This is a genomic window from Streptomyces sp. NPDC028305 (assembly GCF_055569495.1).
This window is the reverse complement of record NZ_JBVHTN010000005.1, coordinates 1-26,187: the sequence shown is the minus strand read 5'-3', so window position 1 is coordinate 26,187 and position 26,187 is coordinate 1. Positions and strand designations below refer to the sequence as shown.

General features: G+C 71.9%; 15 protein-coding genes, 1 tRNA gene and 1 rRNA gene. 4 read left to right on the top strand and 13 right to left on the bottom strand.

What is annotated here, in order from left to right; translation table 11 throughout:
- Positions 1–38 precede the first annotated feature (38 nt).
- Entirely contained in the window at positions 39–878 is an 840-nt protein-coding gene (locus ACZ4WQ_RS21130) for an AraC family transcriptional regulator (RefSeq protein ID WP_398373667.1), read from the bottom strand.
- Between the two features lie 100 nt (positions 879–978).
- Here ACZ4WQ_RS21130 and ACZ4WQ_RS21125 point away from each other — a divergent pair, with 100 nt between their 5' ends.
- Genes ACZ4WQ_RS21125 through ACZ4WQ_RS21115 form a run of 3 tightly spaced genes read left to right on the top strand, consistent with a single transcriptional unit; the run spans position 979 to position 7,236 of the window.
- On the top strand, positions 979–5,583 hold the full coding sequence (locus tag ACZ4WQ_RS21125; RefSeq protein WP_398373666.1) for an ATP-dependent helicase: 4,605 nt from the start codon (positions 979–981) through the stop codon (positions 5,581–5,583).
- Positions 5,584–5,631: 48 nt separating this feature from the next.
- On the top strand, positions 5,632–6,426 hold the full coding sequence (locus ACZ4WQ_RS21120; protein ID WP_468022339.1) for an Fpg/Nei family DNA glycosylase: 795 nt from the start codon (positions 5,632–5,634) through the stop codon (positions 6,424–6,426).
- A gap of 36 nt (positions 6,427–6,462) precedes the next feature.
- Positions 6,463–7,236 carry an SDR family NAD(P)-dependent oxidoreductase gene (locus tag ACZ4WQ_RS21115; protein WP_358846255.1) on the top strand — a complete coding sequence of 258 codons (774 nt, stop codon included), beginning with the start codon at positions 6,463–6,465 and terminating at the stop codon, positions 7,234–7,236.
- 422 nt (positions 7,237–7,658) lie between these two features.
- Here ACZ4WQ_RS21115 and ACZ4WQ_RS21110 read toward each other — a convergent pair whose 3' ends face one another.
- The 9 genes from ACZ4WQ_RS21110 to ACZ4WQ_RS21070 form a co-directional block, all read right to left on the bottom strand.
- Entirely contained in the window at positions 7,659–8,138 is a 480-nt protein-coding gene (locus ACZ4WQ_RS21110; protein ID WP_311723835.1) for a Dps family protein, read from the bottom strand.
- 180 nt (positions 8,139–8,318) lie between these two features.
- Positions 8,319–8,702 carry a helix-turn-helix domain-containing protein gene (locus tag ACZ4WQ_RS21105; protein ID WP_065965310.1) on the bottom strand — a complete coding sequence of 128 codons (384 nt, stop codon included), beginning with the start codon at positions 8,700–8,702 and terminating at the stop codon, positions 8,319–8,321.
- A gap of 109 nt (positions 8,703–8,811) precedes the next feature.
- Positions 8,812–9,345: a CinA family protein gene (locus ACZ4WQ_RS21100; RefSeq protein ID WP_385342247.1), complete on the bottom strand. Its 534-nt coding sequence runs from the start codon at positions 9,343–9,345 to the stop codon at positions 8,812–8,814.
- Positions 9,342–9,986 (bottom strand): CDP-diacylglycerol--glycerol-3-phosphate 3-phosphatidyltransferase, encoded by a 645-nt coding sequence (pgsA, locus tag ACZ4WQ_RS21095; RefSeq protein ID WP_398373664.1) that lies wholly within the window; start codon positions 9,984–9,986, stop codon positions 9,342–9,344. The genes ACZ4WQ_RS21100 and pgsA overlap by 4 nt, the downstream gene beginning before the upstream one ends.
- Complete coding sequence (gene rimO / locus ACZ4WQ_RS21090) at positions 9,983–11,557, bottom strand: 30S ribosomal protein S12 methylthiotransferase RimO (protein WP_311723837.1); 1,575 nt, start codon at positions 11,555–11,557, stop codon at positions 9,983–9,985. The genes pgsA and rimO overlap by 4 nt, the downstream gene beginning before the upstream one ends.
- Before the next feature lie 63 nt (positions 11,558–11,620).
- Positions 11,621–12,463, bottom strand: coding sequence for a helix-turn-helix domain-containing protein (locus ACZ4WQ_RS21085; RefSeq protein ID WP_398373663.1), 843 nt, complete (start codon positions 12,461–12,463; stop codon positions 11,621–11,623).
- Positions 12,464–12,653: 190 nt separating this feature from the next.
- A complete protein-coding gene (locus ACZ4WQ_RS21080; protein WP_398373662.1) occupies positions 12,654–15,518 on the bottom strand; it encodes a DNA translocase FtsK in 2,865 nt (954 codons plus the stop codon).
- A 173-nt stretch (positions 15,519–15,691) separates the two neighbouring features.
- Entirely contained in the window at positions 15,692–16,369 is a 678-nt protein-coding gene (locus ACZ4WQ_RS21075) for a response regulator (protein WP_311723842.1), read from the bottom strand.
- 274 nt (positions 16,370–16,643) lie between these two features.
- The gene (locus ACZ4WQ_RS21070; RefSeq protein WP_311723843.1) at positions 16,644–22,196 is read right to left on the bottom strand and encodes a HAMP domain-containing protein; all 5,553 of its coding nucleotides are present in this window, start codon (positions 22,194–22,196) and stop codon (positions 16,644–16,646) included.
- Between the two features lie 253 nt (positions 22,197–22,449).
- Here ACZ4WQ_RS21070 and ACZ4WQ_RS21065 point away from each other — a divergent pair, with 253 nt between their 5' ends.
- Positions 22,450–25,074, top strand: coding sequence for a SpoIIE family protein phosphatase (locus ACZ4WQ_RS21065; RefSeq protein WP_311723892.1), 2,625 nt, complete (start codon positions 22,450–22,452; stop codon positions 25,072–25,074).
- 75 nt (positions 25,075–25,149) lie between these two features.
- Here the strand turns inward: ACZ4WQ_RS21065 and ACZ4WQ_RS21060 are convergent.
- From ACZ4WQ_RS21060 to rrf, 3 genes are all read right to left on the bottom strand, one after another.
- Positions 25,150–25,222: transfer RNA gene (locus tag ACZ4WQ_RS21060), tRNA-Thr, on the bottom strand.
- Between the two features lie 66 nt (positions 25,223–25,288).
- Positions 25,289–25,987 carry a DegT/DnrJ/EryC1/StrS family aminotransferase gene (locus ACZ4WQ_RS21055; protein ID WP_311723844.1) on the bottom strand — a complete coding sequence of 233 codons (699 nt, stop codon included), beginning with the start codon at positions 25,985–25,987 and terminating at the stop codon, positions 25,289–25,291.
- 108 nt (positions 25,988–26,095) lie between these two features.
- Positions 26,096–26,187: ribosomal RNA gene (gene rrf / locus ACZ4WQ_RS21050) — 5S ribosomal RNA — on the bottom strand; the annotation flags it as partial.

The following is a 26,187-nucleotide window of genomic DNA, read 5'->3' as shown; positions in this document are numbered from 1 at the left end:
TGTACGTTCTTGCACCTGCTCACGCCGGGGCCTACTGCCTACGGCCTGGCGGCGCGCTCGCGCCGGTAGGCGCCCGGCGGCACTCCGACGATCCGGGTGAAGTGCCGGTTCAGATGGGGCTGGTCGGTGAAGCCGACGGCGATGGCGGCCTCGGCGGGGGCGGCCCCGCCGTCCAGCAGGCGGCGGGCCCGGCGCACCCGGGCGTCGGTGAGCCAGGTGTGCGGCGGCATCCCGTAGGCGGCGCGGAACGCGCGCAGCAGGGCGAAGGGGCCCGTGCCGAGCTCTGCCGCCAGCCGCTCCAGGGTGGGCGGGTCGGCCATCCGCTCCTCGAGGAGCTCGCGGGCGCGCGCCGCCGAGCACGCTCCCGCGCTGCGCGCCGTGCGCGCGGGGAGCGGGCCGCCGTGGTGACGCAGCAGATGGGCGACAGTGACGCGCAGCAGGCTGTCGGCGGCGAGCGCTTCGCCCTCCTCGGCCGCCCGGTGCACCTCGCCGATGAGCCGCGCGGCGTGCGCGTCCTCGACCATGGCCTCGGCGAACCAGACCGTGCCGCGGACCGTGGTGGTCTCGGCCGCGATGTCGGCGATCACCGACGCGGAGGGATAGAGCGTGGCGTAGGCCCAGCCCTCCGGCACCCCGGCGCGCGCGGTGTGCGGCACCTCCGGGTTGATCATGACGACGGTGCCGGGGCCGGCCCGCTCGATGCCGCCCGGCAGCCCGACCTCCTCCACCCCGCGGGTGACCGCGCCGAACACATATCCGTCGTGGGAGTGCAGGGGGAAGGTGTGGCGCACATAGCGGGCCCGCAGCAGGTCCAGACCCGGCAGCGCGGTCCAGCGCCAGTGCCGTGCCCACTCCCCTGCCCGCCGCCTGGTGTCCATAGGGTCATTGTGCGCCGCGAACCGAGCCGCGGAACCACCAGCCCGGGGCCGTGACCTGCGGGTCCGCCCGTTGTCAGTGGTGCGGTGCACGATGGAGGGCATGGCAGGCCCAGCGCTCGACGGATTCTCCCCCGCCACCCGCGGATGGTTCGCGGGTGCCTTCATCGCGCCCACAGCGGCGCAGGAGGGCGCCTGGCGGGCGATCGGCGAGGGCTCGGACGTGCTGGTCGTGGCCCCCACCGGCTCCGGCAAGACCCTGGCCGCGTTCCTCGCCGCGCTCGACCGGCTGGCGAGCACGCCCCCGCCGGCCGAGGCCCGGCAGCGCTGCCGGGTGTTGTACATCTCGCCGCTCAAGGCCCTGGCGGTGGACGTCGAGCGCAACCTCCGCAGCCCGCTCACCGGCATCCGCCAGGAGTCCGTGCGGCTCGGGCTGCCCGAGCCGGAGATCCGGGTGGGCGTCCGCTCCGGCGACACCCCGGCCGCCGAGCGCCGCGCGCTGGTCAACCGCCCGCCGGACATCCTGATCACCACCCCCGAGTCGCTGTTCCTGATGCTCACCTCGTCCGCGCGGGAGGCGCTGCGCGGTGTGGAGACGGTGATCCTCGACGAGGTGCACGCCGTCGCCGGGACCAAGCGCGGCGCGCATCTCGCGCTCTCCCTGGAGCGGCTCGACGAGCTGCTGACCCGCCCGGCCCGGCGGATCGGCCTCTCGGCGACCGTGCGGCCGGTGGACGAGGTGGCGCGCTTTCTGTCGCCGCGACGCAAGGTGGAGATCGTCCAGCCGCGGTCGGACAAGGAGTTCGACCTGACGGTGGTGGTCCCGGTCGAGGACCTGGGCGAGCTGGGCGGCTCGCCCGTGCGGGACGGCGACACCGACACGGGCGAGAAGCCGTCGATCTGGCCCCATGTGGAGGAGCGGATCGCCGATCTGGTGCAGGCCCACCGCTCGACGATCGTCTTCGCCAACTCCCGCCGCCTCGCCGAGCGGCTGTGCAACCGGCTCAACGAGATCGCCTACGAGCGGGCCACGGGGGCGGCCCTGCCCGAGGACCACTCCCCCGCCGAGCTGATGGCCGAGTCGGGCGCGGCCAAGGGGGCGCCCGCGCTGCTGGCCCGCGCGCACCACGGCTCGGTGTCCAAGGAGCAGCGGGCGCTGGTGGAGGAGGACCTCAAGGCGGGCCGGCTGCCCGCCGTGGTGGCCACCTCCAGCCTGGAGCTGGGCATCGACATGGGCGCGGTCGACCTCGTCGTCCAGGTCGAGTCGCCGCCGTCGGTGGCCTCCGGGCTCCAACGCGTGGGCCGCGCCGGCCATCAGGTGGGCGCGGTCTCCACCGGCGTGGTCTTCCCCAAGTACCGCGGCGACCTGGTGCAGGCCGCGGTGGTCACCGAGCGGATGCGCGAGGGGGCCATCGAGTCGCTGCGCGTGCCCGCCAACCCGCTGGACGTGCTGGCCCAGCAGCTCGTCGCCATGACGGCCGTGGACACCTGGGACGTGGACGAGCTGCTGGCCCTGGTCCGCCGCGCCGCCCCCTTCGCCGCGCTCCCCGAGTCCGCCTTCGTCTCGGTCCTCGACATGCTCGCGGGCCGCTATCCGTCCGACGCCTTCGCGGAGCTGCGGCCGCGCCTGGTGTGGGACCGCGTGGCCAATACGGTCACCGGCCGCCCGGGGGCGCAGCGGCTGGCGGTCACCTCGGGCGGCACGATCCCCGACCGGGGCCTGTTCGGGGTCTTCCTGGCGGGTGCCGACCCGAAGAAGGGCGGGGGCAGGGTAGGCGAGCTCGACGAGGAGATGGTCTACGAGTCGCGGGTGGGCGATGTGTTCACCCTCGGCACCACCTCATGGCGGATCGAGGACATCACCCGCGACCGGGTCGTGGTCACCCCCGCCCCCGGTGTCCCCGGCCGCCTCCCGTTCTGGAAGGGCGACCAGCTGGGCCGTCCGCTGGAGCTCGGCCGCGCGCTGGGCGCCTTCCTCCGGGAGATCGTCGGCATGACCCCCGAGGCGGCCCGGGAGCGGCTGCTGGCCGCCGGGCTCGACGACTGGGCCGCCGACAACGTCCTGGCGTATCTGGACGAGCAGCGCCGCGCCTGCGGCCATGTGCCGGACGACCGCACCATCGTCGTGGAGCGCTTCCGGGACGAGCTGGGCGACTGGCGCGTCGTCATCCACTCCCCCTTCGGCGCGCAGGTCCACGCCCCCTGGGCGCTGGCGCTGGGGGCGCGGCTGTCCGAGCGGTTCGGGCTGGACGCGCAGGCGATGCACGCGGACGACGGCATCGTGCTGCGGCTGCCCGACGCGGACCTGATGGGTCTGGACCTGCTGGACGCCGACCCGGCCGCCCAGGGCCGGGAGTACGACTTCGAGCAGTCCCCCGTCGGGGCGGCCGATGTCGCCTTCGACAAGGACGAGGTCGGCCAGATCGTCACCGACCAGGTCGGCGGCTCGGCGCTGTTCGCCTCGCGCTTCCGCGAGTGCGCGGCCCGCGCCCTGCTGCTGCCCCGCCGCAACCCCGGCAAGCGCACCCCGCTGTGGCAGCAGCGCCAGCGGGCCTCGCAGCTGCTCCAGGTGGCGAGCGAGTTCGGGTCGTTCCCGATCGTTCTCGAGGCCGTCCGCGAATGCCTCCAGGACGTGTTCGACGTCCCCGGGCTCACCGAGCTCATGGGCGACCTCGAGTCCCGCCGGGTCCGGCTGGTGGAGGTGACCACCCCGGAGCCGTCCCCGTTCGCCCGCTCGCTGCTCTTCGGCTATGTGGCGCAGTTCCTGTACGAGGGCGACTCCCCCCTGGCCGAGCGCCGGGCCGCCGCGCTCTCCCTCGACTCCCGGCTCCTGGCCGAGCTCCTCGGCCAGGCCGAGCTGCGCGAGCTGCTCGACCCCGACGTCCTGGCCGAGCTGGAGCGCGAGCTCCAGTGGCTCACCGAAGACCGCCGGGTCAAGGACGCCGAGGGCGTCGCCGACCTGCTGCGCCTCCTGGGGCCGCTCACCGACGCCGAGCTGTCCGAGCGCGGCGCCGACCCCCAGTGGGCGCGGGAGCTGTCGGGGGCCCGCCGGGCCATCCGCGTCCGTATCGCCGGGCAGGACCACTGGGCGGCCGTCGAGGACGCGGGGCGGCTGCGGGACGCGCTGGGCACGGCGCTGCCCGTCGGGGTCCCCGAGGCGTTCACCGAGCCGGTCAAGGATCCGCTCGGCGATCTCCTGGCCCGCTTCGCCCGCACCCACGGCCCCTTCACCTCCGCCCAGGCCGCGGCCCGCTTCGGCCTGGGCACCGCCGTCACCGACGGGGCGCTGCACAGCCTCGCGGCGGGCGGCCGCATCGTCCAGGGCGAGTTCGCCCCTGCCGGGGTCAGCCAGGAGTGGTGCGACGCCACCGTGCTGCGCCGGCTGCGCCGCCGCTCCCTGGCCGCGCTACGCCACGAGCTGGAGCCCGTCCCGCCGACCGCGCTCGCCTCCTTCCTCCCCCGCTGGCAGCACCTGGGCACCCACAGCCTGCGCGGGATCGACGGGCTGGTGCGCGCCGTCGAGCAGCTCCAGGGCGCCCCGGTGCCCGCCTCCGCGCTGGAGAAGCTGGTCCTGCCCTCCCGGGTCGGCGACTACACCGCCACCATGCTCGACGAGCTCACCGCGAGCGGGGAGGTGGTCTGGGCCGGGGCGGGCGCGCTGCCCGGCAAGGACGGCTGGGTCACCCTCCACCTCTCCGAGGCCGCTCCGCTGCTGCTGCACCCGCCGCACCCGCTGGAGATCGGCCCGCTCCACCAGGCCGTGCTGGACGCACTGGCCGGTGGCTACGGCCTGTTCTTCCGCCAGATCTCCGAGCAGGTCCGGGCCGCCGGACACGACGTCCAGGACCCTCAGCTCGCCGAGGCCGTCTGGGACCTGGCCTGGTCCGGCCGGCTCACCGGCGACACCCTCGCCCCGCTGCGCGCCCTGATGGGCTCGGGACGCACGGCCGGCTCCACCGCCCACCGGGCCAGGCGCGCGGTCCCCCGGGGCCGCTACGGCAGCCTCACCGGCCGCCCCACCGCCTCCCGTAACGGACCGCCCACCGTGGCGGGCCGCTGGTCCCTGCTGCCCGAGCGCGAGCCGGAGCCCACCCACCGCGCCCACGCTCTGGCCCGTACGCTCCTCGACCGCCATGGGGTGGTGACCCGCGGCGCGGTCGCCGCCGAGGGCGTCGAGGGCGGGTTCTCCGCCGCCTACCGGGTGCTGTCCGCCTTCGAGGACAGCGGCCAGGCCCGCCGCGGCTATGTGGTCGAGGGGCTCGGCGCCGCCCAGTTCGCCATGGACGGGGCGGTCGACCGGCTCCGCGCGGTCAACACGGCCCGTGACACCGGCGACCCCGCCCGCCGCGCCGTCCTCCTCGCCGCGGCCGACCCGGCCAACGCGTACGGCGCCGCCCTCCCCTGGCCCGACCCGCCCGCCGACGCGAACCACCGGCCGGGCCGGAAGGCGGGGTCCCTGGTCGTCCTCGTCGACGGAGAGCTGACCCTCTATATGGAGCGCGGCGGCAAGACGCTCCTCGCATGGCACGACGACACCCGGCTCGACGCGGCGGTCGAGGCGCTCGCCCAGGCCGCGCGCGCGGGCTCGCTGGGCACGGTGACCGTGGAGCGGGTCAACGGGGCGGCCGCGCTGTCCTCCCCTACGGGGCGCGCCCTGGAAGGAGCCGGATTCCATCCCACCCCCCGCGGCCTGCGGCTTCGCCCGTGACGGACAGGGCGCGCCCCGCACCGCCGCGCCGGAGGGCATCATGGATCCATGCCCGAGGGAGACACCGTCTGGCGGACGGCCCAGCGCCTGCACCAGGCCCTGGCGGACCGGCCGCTCACCGGCTGTGATCTACGCGTCCCCCGGCTGGCCACGGTCGACCTCGCCGGGCGCCGGGTGACGGATGTCACCGCGCGCGGAAAGCATCTGCTCACCCGTCTGGAGGGCGGCCTGACCCTCCACTCCCATCTGCGGATGGACGGCTCCTGGCAGATCTACGCCCCCGGCGAGCGGTGGCGCGGCGGCCCGCTCCACCAGGTCCGCGCCGTGCTCAGCACCGCCGACCACACGGCCGTCGGCTACCGCCTCCCCGTCCTCGAGCTGCTCCGCACCTCGGATGAGGACCGGGCCGTGGGACATCTGGGCCCCGATCTCCTCGGCCCCGGCTGGGACCCGTCCGAGGCCGTGCGCCGCCTGCTCGCCGACCCCGCCCGCCCCGTCGGCGAGGCCCTGCTCGACCAGCGCAGCCTCGCGGGGATCGGCAATGTGTACAAGTCGGAGCTGTGTTTCCTGCTGCGCGTCTCCCCATGGCTCCCCATCGGTCAAGTGCCGTCCCCCGAGCGGCTGGTGGCCCTCGCCAAGAGGCTGTTGGAGGCCAACAAGACCCGCCCCGCGCGCGTCACCACGGCCGAGCCGCGCGCCGACCGCCGGCTGTGGGTCTACGGCCGGGCGGGCAAGCCCTGTCTGCGCTGCGGCACACCCGTGCGTCTGGTGGATCAGGGCCGCGCCGGCCAGGAGCGCACCACGTACTGGTGCCCGGCCTGCCAGCCGGGCCCGACCGACTAATTGACGGTCCGTCAGATTCGGGCGTACGGTCACGCCATGACGGTCACCGCGTACGACCTCACCGGCCGCACCGCACTGGTCACCGGCGCGGCCAGCGGAATCGGCCGGGCCTGCGCCGCCCTGCTGGCCGAGGCCGGCGCCACCGTCCACATCGCGGACCTGGACGGCGATGGCGCGCGGCGGACGGCCGACGACATCACCGCATCGGGGGGCAGCGCCCACGCCCACACCCTGGACGTCGCCGACCGCGCCCAGGTCGCCGCCGCGGTGGCCGCCGCACGCGCGGACGGACGCCTCGACATCATGGCCAACATCGCCGGGATCATGCACAGCAGCCCCGTCCTGGAGACGGACGACGCCGATCTCGACCGTGTGCTGGCGGTCAACTTCAAAGGGGTGCTGTACGGCTGCCAGGAGGCCGCCCGCGCCATGGTCGAACAGGGCACCGGCGGCGCCATCGTCACCATGGCCTCCGGCGCCATCGACACCGGCGCGCCCGGCCTGCTCTGCTACGGCGTCGCGAAGGCCGCCGTCGTCCAGCTCACCAAGACCCTCGCCACCGAGGTGGGCCGCCACGGCATTCGCGTGAACGCCGTCGCCCCCGGGTGGATCCGCACGCCCATGACAGACCGCCACAGCGACGAGGAGCAGCGCCTCGCGGAGGAACCGATGGTGCGGCACAGCCCGCTGGGGCGGGTGGGCGAGCCGGCGGACGTCGCACACGCGGTGCTCCACCTGGCGTCCGACGCCTCATCCTTCACGACCGGCCAGATCCTGCGCCCGAACGGCGGCCTCGCCATGCCCTGGTGACCCCGGCCCCGGCCGCGGCCTCGACCAGAGCCGGCGCATCGACCGCCCCCGGGAGGGACAACAGTGCACCGGCAGCAGACTCAGCCCCCAGCCGCCCACCGTGAACGCCCCCTCGACCGGCCCCGTCTGCTCCGGCGCCGCGGCCATCCGCAGCACCGCCCACCACCACACCCCGCCGAGAGCAAGCGCGACCGCCCACCGGACCGGTCCGCGGCGCTGTTTGTCGGCCCCTCCCACGGCTGCCATCGACTGCCTCCTTCGGCCGACGCTAGACGCCCGCTCACTCACGACGGGAGGGCGCATCGGAGGCTCATGGGCGCGTCAGACATCCCGCGCCCCCTCCAGTCTGACCGGCCTCACCGCCGCCCGCACCCAGAGCCGGGGAGCCCCCGCGACACCGGGCGGCCGGGCCGCGGAGGGCGCTACCGGCCGTTGACGTTCTCCGCCTGGAACATCCAGTGGTGCTTCTCCAGATCGCGCGTGAGTCCGATGAGGATGTCCTGGGTCACCGGATCGGGGTCGGCCGTGGCCTCGATGCGGTCGCGCATGCGGGTGATCACGGCTCGGAGGCCGGCCACCAGGGCGCGCACGGCGTCCTTGTCCTCGGTCCAGCCGCTCTTGGCCGTGTCGATGCCGCTGGTCGCGGCCACGGTGGCGGCACGGCCGTCCGGGGGCACCCCGAGCGCGGAGGCCCGCTCCGCCACGGTGTCGGCGTGCTGCCTGGCGGTGGTGACGACGTCGTCGAGCTGTAGATGGACCGAGCGGAAACGCGGGCCGACGATGGTCCAGTGGACCTGCTTGCCCACGAGCGCAAGGTCGACGAGGTCGACGAGAGCACCCTGTAGCGCATCGCTGACGACCTTGAGGTTCTCCTCCGAGAGCGGGCTCTTCACCACAGACATCCATCTCCTCCTTTTCGACCCGTTGACTGACTCTTGAATAGGTTTTGAACTATTTGGGCTCTTTTGCTCCTTTTTCTACCTTCCCTACAGAGTGACCCGTGCGCGACCGGGCAAACGTCGAGCCCCGGTCGGTGTGTACCGACCGGGGCTCAAAAGCTCTTCGCTGTCAGGGTGCGGCGGTCAGGCCGCGACCACGTCCACAGCCTCCGTAGGCGCCTTGATGGTCACCCGCTCCTCCGGGACACCCGTCACGGACGTCACGGAAACCGAATTGAGCATGGGCCGCATCGGTGCGGGCACCTTCTCGCTCGCCGCCGTCGACTCCGCCAGCTCCGCGAGCGACAATTCGTCGCTCACCTCTCGCATGACCTGGGACATTCTGACGTCCAGTGCGTCGCAGATCGCGGACAGCAGCTCGGAGGACGCCTCCTTCTGGCCGCGCTCCACCTCTGAGAGATAGCCGAGGGACACCCGGGCGGAGGAGGACACCTCGCGCAGGGTACGGCCCTGGCGCTGGCGCTGCCGACGCAGCACGTCACCCAGCAGGCGACGGAGCAGAATCATCGCTGGCTCCCTCCTCGGACCTCGGATCCGGATCCTTCACGCCCCACCGTACCGCCTCTTGCTGCGCCCGTGCGGGGAGCGATGTCGTGTTCACTCAGGGCTGCAAACATCAAATCCCCCCGCGTTGTTCCGTATCCTGTGCCCTCGCCGTCGCGATCAATTCTCTCAACAGCAGCTTGACCGCCGCCTCCACGGTTTGTCGACGGATTCCGGCGCGGTCTCCGGACAGCCGCAGCGCCACCGCGGCGGCCGCGCCCGAAGGCCCCGCCACCGCCACATGGACCGTACCCACGGGCTGCCCGTCCTGCGGTGTGGGCCCCGCCACACCGGTGGTCGCCACGCCCCAGTCCGCACCCAGGGCCCGCCGTACACCCCCCGCCATCTGCCGGGCGACCTCCGCGTCCACCGCCCCCCGGGCATCGAGCAGGGGCCCGTCGACGCCCAGTACGTCCCGCTTGAGATCGGTGGCGTACGCGGTGACCGAGCCGCGGAAGGAGCGGGACGCACCCGGCACATCCGTCAGCTCGGCGGCCAGCAGCCCCCCGGTCAGCGATTCGGCGACGGCGACGGTCTGCCCGCGCTCCTCCAGCAGCCCCAGCGCCTCGGCCGCGCCTCCCCCGCTTCCCCCGTGCCCCCGGTTCACCCCACGGACTCCCGCCCCGCCCGCTCCGCGGCCAGCCCGGCCCGGCGCAGCACGACCGCCTGGCGGACGTAGTCGAGGCCGGTGAGCACGGTGAGCGCCACCGCCACGGCCATCATCCAGAACCTCAGGGTGGCCAGCGGCCCGGTCATCACCAGGATGTACATGCCCACCGCGGTGCCCTGCGCGAGCGTCTTCATCTTGCCGCCCCGGCTGGCCGGGATCACGCCGTGCTTGATCACCCAGAAGCGCATCAGTGTGATCCCGATCTCACGGAAGAGGATCACGCCGGTGACCCACCACGGGAGGTCGGACAGGGCCGACAGACAGATCAGCGCGGCGCCCATGATCGCCTTGTCCGCGATCGGATCGGCGATCTTGCCGAAGTCGGTGACCAGGTTGTACCGGCGGGCCAGGTGCCCGTCGAAGAGGTCGGTGATCATGGCGATGGCGAAGGCGGCCCAGGCGAAGGAGCGCCAGACCGGGTCGTACCCGCCGTTGTGCAGCATCAACAGCACGAACCCGGGCACGAGGACCAGCCGGACCATGGTGAGGATGTTGGCGATGTTCCACAGCCCGGCGGGCCGGACGGCCGCGGCCGTCCGGCTGTGCCCCCCCGCGGCGGAGGCCGGGACTCCGCTCATCTGCCAGCCTCCTCGGAACACGCGCCGCCCTCCAGCGCCTCCCCCTGTTCCAGCACCTCGGCGACCAGGTCCACACCCTCCGTCGCCACCACCTTCGCCGTGACCAGCTGCCCCACCGCGGGCCCGCGGCCGCCCCCGGGCAGGGTCAGCAGCGTCTGGCCGTCGGTCTCCGGCGCCTGGTGGGCGGCGCGCCCCACCAGGGCTCTCTCGCCGTCCACAGCATCATCCGCGTCCACGGCCTCACCGGGCTCTTCGGCGTCGACTGTGGTCGTCTCCTCGACCAGCACCTCGACCACCTCGCCCAGCCGCTCCTCCGCCCGCTGCGCGGTGAGCTCCTCGGCCAGCCGCGAGATGTGCGCCAGCCGCTCGGCGACCTCGTCGGGGTCGAGCTTGTCCTCGTAGGTCGCGGCCTCGGTGCCTTCCTCATCCGAGTAGCCGAACACGCCGATGGCATCCAGCCGGGCCGCGCCGAGGAACCGCTCCAGCTCGGCCAGGTCGTCCTCGGTCTCGCCGGGGAAGCCGACGATGAAGTTGGACCGGACGCCCGCCTGCGGCGCCCTGGCCCGGATCCGGTCGAGCAGCTCCAGGAAGCGGTCGGTGTCCCCGAAGCGGCGCATCGCGCGCAGCACCGAGGGGGCGGAGTGCTGGAAGGACAGGTCGAAGTACGGCGCGACCTTCTCGGTCGAGGTCAGCACGTCGATCAGCCCGGGCCGCATCTCGGCGGGCTGTAGATAGCTGACCCGGATCCGCTCGATGCCGTCCACCGCGGCCAGCTCGGGCAGCAGCGTCTCCAGCAGCCGGATGTCCCCGAGGTCCTTGCCGTAGGAGGTGTTGTTCTCGGAGACCAGCATGATCTCCTTCACGCCCTGTTCCGCCAGCCAGCGCGTCTCGCCGAGCACATCGGAGGGTCTGCGCGAGATGAAGGACCCGCGGAAGGACGGGATGGCGCAGAAGGAGCACCGCCGGTCGCAGCCGGAGGCCAGCTTGACGGAGGCCACCGGGCTGGTCCCGAGTCTGCGGCGCAGCGGGGCCCGGGGGCCGGACGCCGGAGCCACCCCCGCCGGCAGGTCCTCGGGGGCCTGCGCGGCCTCGGCCTCGGTCTGCGCGTGGCCCGGCAGGGCGACCTCGGCGGCCCCCTGCCGCTCGGCCGGGCTGATCGGCAGCAGCTTGCGCCGGTCGCGCGGCGTGTGCGAGGCATGGACCCCGCCGGACAGGATGGTCCGCAGCCGGTCGGAGATATGGGCGTAGTCGTCGAAGCCGAGTACCCCGTCGGCCTCGGGCAGCGCCTCCGCCAGCTCTTTTCCGTACCGCTCGGCCATGCAGCCGACGGCGACCACGGCCTGGGTGCGGCCGTGGTCCTTCAGGTCGTTGGCCTCCAGCAGGGCGTCGACCGAGTCCTTTTTGGCCGCCTCGACGAAACCACAGGTGTTGACGACGGCGACATCCGCGTCGGCGGCTTCCTCGACGAGCTCCCAGCCGTCCGCCGCCAAGCGGCCTGCGAGCTCCTCCGAGTCCACCTCGTTACGGGCGCAGCCAAGAGTGACAAGGGCGACGGTACGGCGTTCGGACATGGGCTCAGACTACTTCGTCGCGCTGACACCTCCCGCTGCCAGGGCTCCCGTCCGGCTTCCCGCTCAGCCCGCCACGGGATCTCCCTTGGTGTAGCTCAGCCGCTGGACCTGTCCGTTGGCCGCCAGGTCCTTGACTTCCTTGCCGTTCACGAACAGCTTGATGGCCTGGGCGTTGCCGAGCACCAGGTCGATCCGCTTGCTGTCGCTGAAGGTCTTGGAGTCGCCCTGGCGCAGCAGCCCCTCGTGGATCAGCCGCCCGTTGTGGTCCTGGGCGGAGATCCAGCTCTGCCCGGCCTGCGCGGTCAGCTTGACCGTGACCTTGTCCGCCGGGACCCCCGCGATGGCGCCGTCATCGCCGCCGACGCCTTCGGTGGGCTCCGGCTTCTGGTCGGCCGACTTGGAGGGGGCGGGCTTGGTGCTGGGCGGGGTGGTGGACGGCTTGGCCGTCGTGGTCTCCTCGGCGACCGTGGAGCCGTCCTTCCCGTCCTCGCCGCTGAAAAGCGTGAAGCCGACGAATCCGACGACCGCGACGATCGCCGCGACCATGGCGGCCGTCCAGTTGGGGCGCCGGGGCTCGGGACGGATCCGCTCGGCTTCGAACACCGGCGCCGTCAGGGTGGGCACGGGGCGGCCGCCGTGCTCGTCGTCGTACTGGGCGACCAGGGCGTCCGGGTCGAGGCCCACGGCGCGGGCGAGCACACGGATGTGCCCCCGGGCGTAGACGTCGCCGCCGCATCGCGAGTAGTCGTCCTGCTCGATGCCTTGCACTATGGGAACGCGCACCCGGGTGGTGGTACTGACCTCGTCGACGGTCAGCCCCGCGGCGATGCGGGCCTGCTGGAGAGCACGGCCGACGGAAGGCCGGTCGTCTTCGGGGGAGTTGCCAGGAGAGTTGCCGATGGACACGGGGGCGCCTTTCGAGCGTGTAGCCACCTGCTGGAGGTTCAGTCTAGGGGTGGGGCGAAAGGGTCGGGCAAGCGGGAGGACGGAGTTTGTCCGCCATCAGGATTGCCGTATGACCGCGATCGTGGGACATCGCTCCGCCACCTCCCTCAACTTGACGTATCGGCAGGGGAAACGGTTGCCCTCCGATTCCTTATGGGTGAGCCTCCCCGCGGATCACCGCGAGCACTCCATCCAATTCATCCGGTTTGACCAGCACATCGCGCGCCTTGGAACCCTCGCTCGGGCCGACGACCCCCCGCGACTCCATGAGGTCCATCAGCCGCCCCGCCTTGGCGAAACCCACCCGCAGCTTGCGCTGGAGCATCGACGTCGACCCGAACTGTGTGGAAACGACCAGCTCAGCGGCCTGGCACAGCAGATCCAGGTCATCGCCGATCTCCTCGTCGATCTCCTTCTTCTGCGCCGTCCCGACGGTGACGTCCTCGCGGAAGACGGGCGCCATCTGAGCCTTGCAGTGCTCGACGACGGCGGCGACCTCCTCCTCCGTGACGAAGGCGCCCTGCATCCGGACCGGCTTGCTCGCGCCCATCGGCAGGAACAGGCTGTCGCCCTTGCCGATCAGCTTCTCGGCCCCGGCCTGGTCCAGGATCACCCGGCTGTCGGCCAGCGAGGAGGTGGCGAAGGCGAGCCGTGAGGGCACGTTCGCCTTGATCAGGCCGGTGACGACGTCCACGGAGGGCCGCTGGGTGGCCAGCACCAGATGGATGCCCGCAGCGCGGGCCAGCTGGGTGATACGGACGATCGAGTCCTCGACGTCCCGGGGCGCCACCATCATCAGGTCAGCGAGCTCGTCGACGATCACCAGCAGATACGGGTAGGGCTTGAGCTCGCGCTCGCTCCCCTCGGGCAGCTTCACCTTGCCGGCGCGGACCGCCGCGTTGAAGTCGTCCAGGTGCCGGAAGCCGAACGCCGCGAGGTCGTCGTAGCGCAGGTCCATCTCCCGTACGACCCACTGGAGGGCCTCGGCGGCGCGCTTGGGGTTGGTGATGATCGGCGTGATCAGGTGCGGGATGCCCTCGTACGCGGTCAGCTCCACGCGCTTGGGGTCGACCAGCACCATCCGCACGTCGTCCGGGGTGGCGCGCGCCATGACCGAGGTGATCAGACAGTTGATGCAGGACGACTTTCCGGAGCCGGTGGCGCCGGCCACCAGCACATGGGGCATGGCCGCCAGGTTGTGCGAGACATAGCCGCCCTCGACGTCCTTGCCGAGCGCGACGATCATCGGGTGGTCGTCGCCGGAGGCCTCGGCCGAGCGCAGCACGTCCCCCAGCCGGACCATCTCGCGGTCGCTGTTGGGGATCTCGATGCCGACCGCGGACTTGCCGGGGATCGGGCTGATGATCCGCACGTCGGGGCTGGCGACCGCGTAGGCGATGTTCTTGGTCAGCGCCGTGATCCGCTCGACCTTCACGGCCGGGCCCAGCTCCACCTCGTAGCGGGTGACCGTCGGGCCGCGGGTGAAGCCGGTGACGGACGCGTCCACCTTGAACTCGGAGAAGACGTTCGACAGCGAGGCCACCACCGCGTCGTTGGCCGGGCTGCGGGTCTTGCCGGGGCCGCCGCGCTCCAGCAGCTCCAGCGAGGGCAGGGCATAGGTGATGTCGCCGGAGAGCTGGAGCTGCTCGGCGCGCGGCGGCAGCGGCTCGGAGTGCTCGGGCGCGGGCCGGGTCAGGTCGGGGACGACGGCCGCCCGCTCCTCACCGGCACCCTCCGCCCGACCGGACCGCTTCCGCTTCCCCGCCGGGGCGCCCGGTGCGCCGGGCTGCCCGGAGTCGCGCGCCCCCGGGACCCCGCCCGTGTCGGAGTCGGCGCCCCGGTCGGTGGAGATCCCGTTGCTGAGCCCGGCGACCAGCGGTGAGGGCTGGACGCCGTGCAGCACCGCCCCGTCCAGGGCCGCGGCCGCCGCGGCCGCGACATCCACGGCGTCCATCGGGCGGTCGAGCGGCGGCTGCGCGGACGGCGCGCGGCGCGGACGGCGGCGCTTGCGCAGCGCCTCCTCCTCGGCCCGCTCCGGGTCGCCCGCGCCCTGCGGGCCCCCCTTGTCCAGCGAGGCCCGCCGAGGCCGTCTGGCGGGCGTCTCGCGCCATTCCTCGGCGTACTCCCCGGCGTCGTCCCACTCGTAGGCCTCGTAGGCCGCGTAGCCGTCGTCGTCGGCCGGGTAGCCGGCGGGACGCTCCCGCACCAGGCCGAGTTTGGAGGCGAGCAGGCGCAGCCGCTGCGGGATGGCGGCGACGGGCGTCGCGGTCACCACCAGCAGCCCGAAGACGGTGAGCAGCACCAGCAGCGGTACGGCCAGCACCTCGCCCATCGCGACGATCAGCGGCCGGGACGCGGCCCACCCGATGAGGCCGCCCGCGTCCTGGATCGCCTGGGTGCCCTGGCCGCGCCCCGGCGCCCCGCAGGCGATGTGGACCTGGCCGAGGATGCCGATCACCAGAGCGGACAGCCCGATGACGATCCGTCCGTTCGCCTCCGGCTTCTCGGGGTGGAGGATCAGGCGGACCGCGATGGCGCCCAGCAGTATCGGCACGACCAGGTCGAGCCGCCCGAACGCGCCGGTGACCAGCACCTCGACCAGGTCACCGACCGGCCCCTGGAGATTGGACCAGGTGCCGACCGCGACGATCAGGGCCAGGGCGAACAACAGCAGCGCGCTGCCGTCCTTGCGGTGGGCCGGGTCCAGCCCCTTCGCGCCGCGCCGTATGCCACCGAACAGCGCCGCGAGGCCACGCGCCAGGCCCATCCAGACGGCGCGCGCCGCGCGGAACACCCCACTGGTGGGGTTCGGCGCCGGCTTGGGCGGCGCGGCCTTGGCGGCGGCCTTCTTCGGCGCGGCCTTCTTCGCGGGCGCGGCGGACTTCTTGGCGGGCGCCTTCTTGGCAGCCGCCTTCTTCGCGGGTGCCTTCTTGGCTGCGCCCCCGGACTGCCCGGCGCGCTTCTTCGAGGTGCCCGCCGTGCTCTGGGAACCCTTGCCGGACGTACGAGAGGCCATGGAGGCGAGATTACCCGCGTCCGCCGTACGGAGCACGCATACCGCGGGGCCAGGCGTCACCCAGGCCACACCGGTGACCGCCCCGGCGGCCGTGGCGGGCGGCGGGTGCGCGGTGACAGCGCGTCAGGGCGACGGGACGTCACAAACCCCGGGGCGCGGGACGGATGGGCCGCTCAGCCCTGCGGCGGCAGCTGGCCCGCCCCACCGCCCGCGCCGGGCTCCAGCGCGTCCAGCGCCCGCCGCAGCCCGGTCAGCTTGCGCTCCAGATGGGCGGCGGTGGCCACGGCGGCCGCGTCCGCGGACTCATCCAGCTGCTTCGACAGCGCCTCGGCCTGCTCCTCCACCGCGGCCAGCCGCGCGGACAGCTCGGCCAGCAGCCCCGCCGACTCCTTCGCGTCCTCGCCGCCGGACTGGCCGCCCTCCAACTGGAGCCGCAACAGCGAGGCCTGCTCCCTCAGCTGGCAGTTCTTCATGTAGAGGTCGACGAACACCGAGACCTTCGCGCGCAGCACCCACGGGTCGAACGGCTTGGAGATGTAGTCGACCGCGCCCGCGGCATAGCCGCGGAAGGTGTGGTGCGGACCGTGATTGATCGCCGTGAGAAAGATGATCGGGATGTCGCGGGTCCGCTCCCGCCGCTTGATGTGCGCGGCGGTCTCGAAGCCATCCATCCCCGGCATTTGGACGTCCAGCAGGATCACCGCGAAGTCGTCCGTCAGCAGCGCCTTGAGCGCTTCCTCCCCTGACGATGCCCGTACCAGTGTCTGATCGAGCGCGGAGAGAATGGCCTCCAGCGCCAGCAGATTCTCCGGCCGATCATCGACCAGGAGGATCTTGGCCTTCTGCACCATGGCCCGTCCTCCTCGCCCCGGCATGGGGCCTCCCCTGCTCAAAGAGCTCGGGGAGGCGCCGGGCGCCGCCCCGGGGGACGACTCCCTTGCGCCGCCCGTCCTTGTGCCGGTCATGGTAGCCGCACCCCGCTGTTCGCCACACCCTGTCACCGCGATGTCACTGTGCACGTAGCAGAAACGCGGCGAGAGACCAGAAGGTTCCCCGGACACCGAGTTCCCACACGTGTTCGGCGACACTCAGTCAGCAGCCCTGTGGCGGCGCCGTTCCCGCCGGTCACTCCGCGCCCATCCACTCTTCCATAACGGCGAGGAGATGATCCGTGTCGACAGGCTTGGTCACATAATCCGACGCACCGGCCTCGATGCTCTTCTCCCGGTCGCCCTTCATCGCCTTCGCGGTGAGGGCGATGATCGGCAGCCCGGCGAACTGGGGCATCCGGCGGATCGCGGCCGTCGTGGCGTAACCGTCCATCTCCGGCATCATGATGTCCATCAGGACGAGCACCACGTCGTCGTGCTGCTCCAACACCTCGATGCCCTCCCGGCCGTTCTCGGCGTAGAGCACCTGGAGCCCGTGCTGCTCCAGCACGCTGGTGAGCGCGAACACATTGCGGATGTCGTCGTCGACGATGAGCACCTTCTCGCCGTGGAACCCGCCCGACGGCTCCGGCGCGACCAGGTCCTGACCACCCAGCAGCCAGGGCTCGGGCGCCTCCGGCCGCCGCGCCACCGGACGGCGGCCCGGCCGACTCACCGGCACCCCGCCGCCCATCGCCTCCTGCTCGGCCCGCTGACGGCGCCGGAAGCTCCCCGTGCCGCCGCGCGCCCGGTGCTGCGCCGCATGAGCGGCATGGGCCGCGTGCGCCGCGTGGACCGCCGAGACGTCCCGCATGGCCTCCCGCGCCTCCGGGGCGCGCTCCTCCGCCCCCTCCGCGCCGGTGTCCAGCACGGCCTCCAGGGCGAGCGCGCCATCGCCGCCGGGGCCGAGCTGCGGGTAGCCCTGGGGCGGCAGCCCGCTCGGGTGGAGCGGCAGGTACAGCGTGAAGGTCGAGCCACGGCCCGGCTCGCTGGCGGCGTGGATCTCACCGCCGAGCAGCCGGGCGATCTCCCGGCTGATGGACAGTCCGAGGCCGGTGCCGCCGTACTTGCGGCTGGTGGTGCCGTCGGCCTGCTTGAACGCCTCGAAGATGACCCGCATCTTGCTGGCCGCGATGCCGATACCGGTGTCGGTGACCGAGAACGCGATCATCTCGGCGTCCGGGTCGCGCAGCGCGCCGTGCTCCAGGAGCTGCTCCCGGATGCCGTCGGGCACATCCGGGCCCGCCGTCCTGATGACCAGCTCCACGGCCCCGGTGTCGGTGAACTTCACCGCGTTGGACAGCAGGTTGCGCAGCACCTGCAACAGCCGCTGCTCGTCGGTGTGCAGCGTCGCCGGCAGCTCCGGGGAGACCCGTACGGAGAAGTCCAGGCCCTTCTCCGCGGTCAGCGGCCTGAACGTCGCCTCCACATAGTCGACGAGCTGGATCAGGGCGATACGCGTCGGGCTGACGTCCATCTTGCCCGCCTCGACCTTCGACAGGTCCAGGATGTCGTTGATCAGCTGAAGCAGGTCCGAGCCCGCGCCGTGGATGGTCTCGGCGAACTCCACCTGCTTGGGCGAGAGATTGCCGTCGGCGTTGTCGGCCAGCAGCTTGGCGAGGATCAGCAGGGAGTTGAGCGGGGTGCGCAGCTCGTGCGACATGTTTGCCAGGAACTCGCTCTTGTAGCGCATCGAGACGGCGAGCTGCTCGGCGCGCTCCTCCAGCACCTGCCGGGCCTCTTCGATCTCGGTGTTCTTGACCTCGATGTCGCGGTTCTGCCGGGCCAGCAGTGCGGCCTTGTCCTCCAGCTCCGCGTTGGAGGCCTGGAGCGCCTTCTGCCGGTTCTCCAGCTCGGCCGACCGCTCGCGCAGCTGCTCGGTGAGCTCCTGCGACTGCATGAGCAGCACCTCCGTCTTGGTGTTGACGGCGATGGTGTTGACGCTGGTGCCGATCATCTCGGCGATCTGGCTGAGGAAGTCCTTCTGGATCTGGGTGAAGGGCTGGAAGGACGCCAGCTCGATCACGCCGAGGAGCTGGCCCTCGAACAGCACCGGAAGCACGATCACATTCGCCGGGGCGGCCTCGCCGAGGCCCGAGGAGATCCTCAGATAGTTCGGCGGCACCCGCTCGATCAGCACGGTGCGCTTCTCGACCGCGACCGTGCCGATGAGCGAGTCGCCCGGCCGGAAGGTCGTCGGCATGGTGCCCTTGGAGTAGCCGTAACTGCCGATCAGCCGCAGCTCGTACGCGTCCCCGTCGCCGTCGGCGCCGACCTCCACGCCCTCGTCGGTCGGCACCGCCAGGAAGAACGCGCCGTGCTGCGCGGAGACCACCGGGGTCAGCTCGCTCATGATCAGCCGGGCGACGTCCGCCAGGTCGCGCCGCCCCTGCATCAGACCGGAGATACGGGCCAGGTTGCCCTTGAGCCAGTCCTGCTCCTCGTTGGCGAGCGTCGTCTCGCGCAGGTTGGCGATCATGGTGTTGATGTGGTCCTGGAGGACCTGGATCTCGCCCGCGGCATCCACATCGATCTTGAGGTTGAGGTCGCCGCGGGTCACCGCGGTCGCGACCTCGGCGATGGCGCGCACCTGACGGGTCAGGTTGCCCGCCATCTCGTTCACGGACTCGGTCAGGTCCTTCCAGGTGCCGGCCACGTCCCGCACCCGCGCCTGGCCGCCCAACTGCCCCTCGGTGCCCACCTCGCGGGCCACCCGGGTGACCTGGTCGGCGAACGACGACAGCTGGTCCACCATCGTGTTGATGGTCGTCTTGAGCTCGAGGATCTCGCCCCGCGCCTCGATGTCGATCTTCTTCGTCAGGTCACCCTGGGCGATCGCCGTGGTGACCATCGCGATGTTGCGGACCTGCCCGGTCAGGTTGGACGCCATCGAGTTCACGGACTCGGTGAGGTCCTTCCACGTCCCCGAGACGCCGGGCACCCGCGCCTGGCCGCCGAGGATGCCGTCGGTGCCCACCTCGCGCGCCACGCGGGTGACCTCGTCCGCGAAGGACGACAGCGTCGTCACCATCGTGTTGACGGTGTCGGCGAGCGCCGCGACCTCGCCGCGCGCCTCGACCGTCACCTTCTTCGTCAGATCGCCGTTGGCGACCGCGGCCGAGACCTGGGAGATGTTGCGCACCTGAATGGTGAGGTTGTTCGCCATCAGGTTGACGTTGTTGCTCAGGTCCTTCCAGATGCCGGTCACGCCCGGCACTCGCGCCTGCCCGCCCAGCTGGCCCTCCGTACCCACCTCACGGGCCACCCGCGTGACCTGCTCGGCGAACGACGACAGCTGGTCCACCATCGTGTTCACGGTCGTGACGAGCTCCAGGATCTCGCCCTTGGCGTCGACCGTGATCTTCTTCGACAGATCGCCCTTGGCGACCGCCGTGGTCACCTCGGCGATGCTGCGCACCTGGGAGGTCAGATTGTCGGCCATGCCGTTCACGGACTGGGTGAGGTCCTTCCAGGTGCCGGAGACCCCCTGCACCTCGGCCTGCCCGCCCAACTGGCCCTCCGTGCCCACCTCGCGGGCCACCCTGGTGACCTCCTCGGCGAAGGAGGACAGCTGGTCGACCATGGTGTTGAGGGTGTTCTTCAGCTCCAGGATCTCGCCGCGGGCGTCCACCTCGATCTTCTGCGACAGGTCACCGCGCGCCACCGCCGTGGCGACCTGCGCGATGCTGCGGACCTGAGCGGTCAGATTGCCCGCCATGCTGTTCACCGAGTCGGTCAGATCGCGCCAGACGCCCGCGACGCCGGGCACCCGCGCCTGCCCGCCCAGCCGGCCCTCCGTGCCCACCTCGCGGGCGACCCTGGTCACCTGCTCGGCGAAGTCGGAGAGCTGATCGACCATCGTGTTGATGGTGTTCTTCAGTTCGAGGATCTCACCCCGCGCGTCGACCTCGATCTTCTGCGACAGATCGCCGCGCGCGACCGCCGTCGTCACCTGCGCGATCCCGCGCACCTGCGATGTCAGGTTGCCCGCCATGGAGTTGACGGAGTCTGTCAGGTCCTTCCAGGTGCCGCTGACGCCGTCCACCCGGGCCTGCCCGCCCAGCCGGCCCTCGGTGCCCACGTCCCGGGCCATCCGCGTGACCTGGTCGGCGAAGGACGACAGCTGATCCACCATCGTGTTCACGGTGTTCTTCAACTGGAGCATCTCGCCGGAGACGTCCACGGTGACCTTCTGCGACAGGTCGCCGTTGGCGACCGCCGTCGTCACCTCTGCGATGTTGCGCACCTGTCCGGTGAGGTTACGGAACGCGGTGTTCACCGAATCGGTGAGATCCTTCCACGTACCCGCCACACCCGGCACCTGCGCCTGACCGCCCAGCTCACCCTCGACGCCGATCTCCCGCGCCACCCGCGTCACCTCGACGCCGAAGGACTGGAGCTGGTCCACCATCGTGTTGACGGTGTTCTTCAGCTCCAGCATCTCGCCGGCCACATCGACCGTGACCTTCTGCGACAGATCGCCGTTCGCCACCGCCGTCGTCACCTGCGCGATGTCCCGCACCTGCGCGGTGAGGTTACGGAACGCGGTGTTCACCGAATCGGTGAGATCCTTCCACGTGCCCGCCGCACCCGGCACCTGCGCCTGACCGCCCAGCAGGCCCTCGGCCCCGACCTCGCTGGCCACCCGCGTCACCTCGTCCGCGAAGGTGCGCAGCGTCTCGGTCATGGTGTTGATCGTCTCGGCGAGCTGGGCGACCTCGCCGCGCGCGCTCACCGTCACCTTCTGCGACAGATCGCCATTGGCGACCGCCGTGGTGACCTGGGCGATCCCGCGCACCTGGGCGGTGAGGTTCCCGGCCATCAGGTTGACCGAGTCCGTCAGGTCCTTCCACACCCCCGCCACGCCGGGGACCTTCGCCTGACCGCCCAGCTCGCCCTCGGTGCCCACCTCACGAGCGACCCGGGTCACCTCCGAGGCGAAGGACGAGAGCTGATCCACCATCGTGTTGACGGTGTTCTTCAGTTCGAGCATCTCCCCGGCCACATGAACCGTGACCTTCCGGGACAGATCACCCTTGGCCACCGCCGTGGTCACGAGAGCGATGTCACGTACCTGGGCGGTGAGCCGGGACGCCATCGTGTTGACGGACTCCGTGAGGTCCTTCCACGAGCCGGACATCCCGCGCACCCGGGCCTGGCCGCCGAGCTTGCCCTCCGTGCCCACCTCGCTGGCCACCCGCGTCACCTCGTCGGTGAACGCGGACAGCTGATCCACCAGGCCGTTGACCGTACGGCCCACCTTGAGGAACTCCCCGCGCAGCGGATGCGCCGATCCGTCCGCCCCCTGCGAGCGCAGATCCATCCGCTGCTCCAAGTCGCCCTCGGCGACCGCCGACAGCACCCGGCCGACCTCGGAGACGGGGCGCACGAGATCGTCCACCAGCGCATTGGAGGCATCGATAGCCGCGGCCCACGAGCCCTCGCACGCCCCCATCTCCAGCCGCTCCGTGAGCTTCCCCTCACGCCCGACCACCCGCCGCACCCGCGCCAGCTCGCCCGTGAGCTGGAGATTTCGGTCCGCGACCTCGTTGAAAACCGCCGCGATCTCGGACATCACACCATCGCCCGAGACCGTCAGACGCTTGCGGAAGTTCCCGTCCCGCATGGCCGTCATCGCCGTCAGCAGGCGGTGCAGGGCCGCCGTGTCCACTTCAGTCGTCCCATTGCTCCGGGACCGTCCGCCTTTCGCGCGCGTGCTCGTGCCTCGCGTCGCAGCGCCAGACTCCACCGTGTCCCTCCCGCAGGGTCGACCATCCTCGTCGGGTTCTTCTTCCAGCTTGCCCAGTGTTTCACCCCGTCCCAACCAGGCCATAACAGTTCGGCACCATCGCACACCCCCGAGAGCACACTCTGGGTGGAATCAACCCCCACCGGCGTTCGCGGAAGCGGTCGAGGTAAGTAACCTGGCATCCGGCCAGGCATCGGAGGGGCGCTGCGACATGGGTGAGCAGATCGCCGAGACAACACGCATGAGGAGACCTGTGATCACCGCGCGGGCAGCCGCCACCTTCGAGCCGGTGGGACGCTCGGTCGCCTCCGCCCGTACCTTTGTCCGCGACACCCTCCAGGGATGGGGCCTCACCGACATCGTCGATGACGCCGTCGTCCTGACCAGCGAGTTGGTCACCAACGCGGTCGTCCACTCCGGCACCACCGCCGACGTCGTGTGCATCCGCGCCGACGGCGGCGCCCGCATCGAGGTCACCGACCGCTACCCGGAGCGCGAACTCCCGCTCCAGACCACCAGCTCCCCCATCGGCAACCCCGACCGCGAGGGCGGCCGCGGCCTGCTCCTGTGCGCCGCGCTCGCCTCCCGCTGGGGCGTCGAGTACACGGCCACCCACAAGCAGGTCTGGTTCCACCTCGAGTTCCCGGACCGCCCGGCCGGCACCCGCTCGGCCGGCCCCGCCCTGCCCACCGACGCCCTGCCCGTCACCGAAACCCGGATCCGCGTCGCGGTCACCCAGATCGACCGCACCGGCGTCATCAGCGCCTGGAACGATGACGCGCAGGAACTGTTCGGCTACGCCCCGGAACAGATCGTCGGCAAGCCCCTCACCGACCTCGCGGCCTGGCCGCACACCCCCGGCACCGGCACCGGAGTCGCCGAGGCCCTTCAGCTCTCCCGCTGGGAGGGCTCGTACGGCATCAGGGGCGCCGACGGCCGCGTCATCCCCGTGTACGCCTCCCACCTCCGCGTCCGCGACGCCGACGGCGATCCGTCCACCGTCTGCCTGCTGGTGCGCGAGCGGGAGCGCGCGGTGCTCCAGAGCCCGCAGCGCGGCCCCGGGCCCGACGCCGCCGACATGGCCGAGCGCGGCACGGCCGCCGACGCCTTCGAGGTCTCCCTCGGCTCGCCCGCCCCCGACGACCTCGACGGGCTGCTCCAGCGCACCGTCGAGCGCGCCCGCGACATGCTCGACGGAGACGCCGCCTATCTGCTGCTCGCCACCGACGACGAGACCGAGCTGGAGGTCCGCGCCTCCACCGGGCTCACCTCGGCACGCCAGCGCTTCGCCCGCGTCCCCGTCGAGGCCGGCACCGGCCGCTACGGCTCCGCCCGGATGCCCGCCGTCCACGAGGATCTGTCCGTCGTGCCCGGCGCCGTCCCGCTCCTCGCCAACACCGGCCTGCGCTCGGTCGTCACCGTCCCGCTGAAGGTCGAGGGCCGGCTCACCGGCTCGCTCGGCGTCGCCGCCGAGGCCCCCGCCCGCTACAGCAACGAGGAGGCACTGCGGCTTCAGTTCGCCGCCGACCGCATCGCGCTCGCTGTCGAACGCGCCCGCCTCACCGAGCTGGAGCGGCTGCGCCGCAACTCCCTCTCCTTCCTCGTCGAGGCCTCCGATCTGCTCGCCGGAACCCTCGACCGCGACCAGACGCTCGCCCTCATGGCCCAGATGACCGTGCCCACGCTGGCCAACTGGTGCGCCGTCTACACCGTGGCCGACCCCGCCTCCGACCCCGAACTCTCCTACGTCCTGCACGAGGACGAAGAGCGCATCGACGGCCTCAAGGCCCTGCTGACGAAGATCGACCCGCCCGAGCAGGTCCGCACCGGCGGCGCCCGCCTGTGGACCGCCCCCTCCCAGGCCGCCCACGCCGCGGCGCTGCGGACCTCACTGCGCGGCCTCAGCCTCGGCGACGCCGCCCGCCCGTCCTCGGGCCCCAGCGCCTCGCTCGCCACCGCCTCGGCGGTCGGCGGCGAGACCGTGGTGCTGCCGCTGGTCGCCCGCAACCGCGTCATCGGCATGCTCACCCTCGGCAAGTCCACCGACGGCCACTTCCGCCAGGAGAACCTGGAGCTCGCCGAAGACCTCTCCCGCAGGGCGGCCCTCGCTCTCGACAACGCCCGGCTGTACTCCGAGCGCACCGCCATCAGCCAGTCCCTCCAGCGCAGCCTGCTGCCGCCCGAACTGCCCGATGTCTCCGGCGTGGAGGTCGAGGTCATCTACCGCGCGGCGGGCGAGGGCAACGAGGTCGGCGGAGACTTCTACGACCTCTTCCCGATCAGCGACGGCGCGTACGGCTTCGCCATCGGCGACGTCTGCGGCACCGGCCCGGAGGCCGCCGCGGTCACCGGCCTCGCCCGGCACGCCCTGCGCCTCCTCGCCCGCGAGGGCTTCGGCGGCCCGGCGGTGCTGGAGCGCCTCAACGCCGCCATCCTCGACGAGGGCGCCCGCAGCCGCTTTCTGACGCTCCTTTACGGGGAGCTGTGGCCCCAGGAGGACGGCAGCGCCCTGCTGAAGGTCGTCTGCGCGGGCCATCCGCTGCCGCTGCGGCTCCGCCAGGACGGCACCGTGGAGGCCGCGGCCGAGCCCCAGCCGCTGCTCGGCGTGATGGACGACCTCGAACTGTACGAGCAGACCGTCACCCTCGCGCCGGGCGATGTCCTGCTGTGCGTCACCGACGGCGTGACCGAGCGCCGCGAGGGCGGCCGGATGCTCGGCGACGACGGCCTCATCGACGTACTGACAACCTGCACGGGTCTTACGGCGGGCGCGGTGGCCTCCCGAGTGCTGCGCGCCGTCGAGCGCTTCGCGGCCCAGCCGCCGTCCGACGACATGGCGATCCTCGCCATGCGCGTCCCCGAGCCGCAGGACTCCTGAGCAACCCTCAGAAATCATCCGAGACATGACTAAGGCCCCCGCCGATCGGCGAGGGCCTTGTGCCGTGAAATGGAGAGCCCCAATACGGAATCGAACCGTAGACCTTCTCCTTACCATGGAGACGCTCTGCCGACTGAGCTATTGGGGCGCGTCGACGGAATAAATCATACCCCGAAGATCAGGGTGCTCCGTACCGCCGCCCCAACGGCCACGGTTAAGCCGCCACCTGGAGAACCCCGCCGAGCGCATTGCAGGCGGAGACCACACGCTGCAACTCCCGCCGGGACATTGTCGCGTCGACGGGCAGCGCCAGACATTCATCGGCGGCCCGCTCGGTCTCCGCGAGCCACAAGTCCCGCCGGAACCGCGCGGTGCGATGAGCCGGCGTCTGTACGGGGACATGGCACACCACACCGCGGGAACGCAGCGTACGGGCGAAGGCGTCACGGTCCGGCCTGCCATTGCCCGGCACACGCACCACGTACTGCTGATAGGTGTGCTGGGCCCCCGGAGCCACCCGCGGAATGACCACGCCGCGCAATTTCCCGTCCAGATAAGCCGCGTTCGCCTGCCGTCGCAGTATCTCCGAGGCCGGCTCGGGCCGCGCCCCGTACTCGATGACGGCCAGACCGTGCCGCCTGCCGAGTTCTCCGAGGCGAACCATGTCGGCGGGGTGGCCGAAGGTGTGCACCGCGATGACGGCGACGGTCTGGGGCGTGAGCGCCTCCGCGACCGCGGCCGGGTCTATGCAGAAGGTATTGGCCTCGATGTCCACGAACACCGGCCGGGCCCCGGCCAGCAGCACCGCTTCCGCGGCCTCGGCGGTGCCGTACGACGGCACCACCACCTCGTCACCCGGTCGTACGCCCGACCTGGTGAGCTCTTGCAACAGCTCGTCCGCAGGAGTCCCCATGACTGGCATCGTGCCCAGGCAACATGAACACCGAGTGGCCCGCAGCGCAACAAAAAGAGAGCTCTGTCGGGAAACAAAGTTCCTGACAGAGCTCTCTCTGTAAAAATTGTTCGGCGGCGTCCTACTCTCCCACAGGGTCCCCCCTGCAGTACCATCGGCGCTGAAAGGCTTAGCTTCCGGGTTCGGAATGTAACCGGGCG

Bases quoted from the DNA above. Each gene is read 5' to 3' on its own strand.
- ACZ4WQ_RS21130 (WP_398373667.1), bottom strand. From the start codon at position 878: ATGGACACCAGGCGGCGGGCAGGGGAGTGGGCACGGCACTGGCGCTGG.
- ACZ4WQ_RS21125 (WP_398373666.1), top strand. From the start codon at position 979: ATGGCAGGCCCAGCGCTCGACGGATTCTCCCCCGCCACCCGCGGATGG.
- ACZ4WQ_RS21120 (WP_468022339.1), top strand. From the start codon at position 5,632: ATGCCCGAGGGAGACACCGTCTGGCGGACGGCCCAGCGCCTGCACCAG.
- ACZ4WQ_RS21115 (WP_358846255.1), top strand. From the start codon at position 6,463: ATGACGGTCACCGCGTACGACCTCACCGGCCGCACCGCACTGGTCACC.
- ACZ4WQ_RS21110 (WP_311723835.1), bottom strand. From the start codon at position 8,138: ATGTCTGTGGTGAAGAGCCCGCTCTCGGAGGAGAACCTCAAGGTCGTC.
- ACZ4WQ_RS21105 (WP_065965310.1), bottom strand. From the start codon at position 8,702: ATGATTCTGCTCCGTCGCCTGCTGGGTGACGTGCTGCGTCGGCAGCGC.
- pgsA (WP_398373664.1), bottom strand. From the start codon at position 9,986: ATGAGCGGAGTCCCGGCCTCCGCCGCGGGGGGGCACAGCCGGACGGCC.
- rimO (WP_311723837.1), bottom strand. From the start codon at position 11,557: ATGTCCGAACGCCGTACCGTCGCCCTTGTCACTCTTGGCTGCGCCCGT.
- ACZ4WQ_RS21080 (WP_398373662.1), bottom strand. From the start codon at position 15,518: ATGGCCTCTCGTACGTCCGGCAAGGGTTCCCAGAGCACGGCGGGCACC.
- ACZ4WQ_RS21075 (WP_311723842.1), bottom strand. From the start codon at position 16,369: ATGGTGCAGAAGGCCAAGATCCTCCTGGTCGATGATCGGCCGGAGAAT.
- ACZ4WQ_RS21055 (WP_311723844.1), bottom strand. From the start codon at position 25,987: ATGGGGACTCCTGCGGACGAGCTGTTGCAAGAGCTCACCAGGTCGGGC.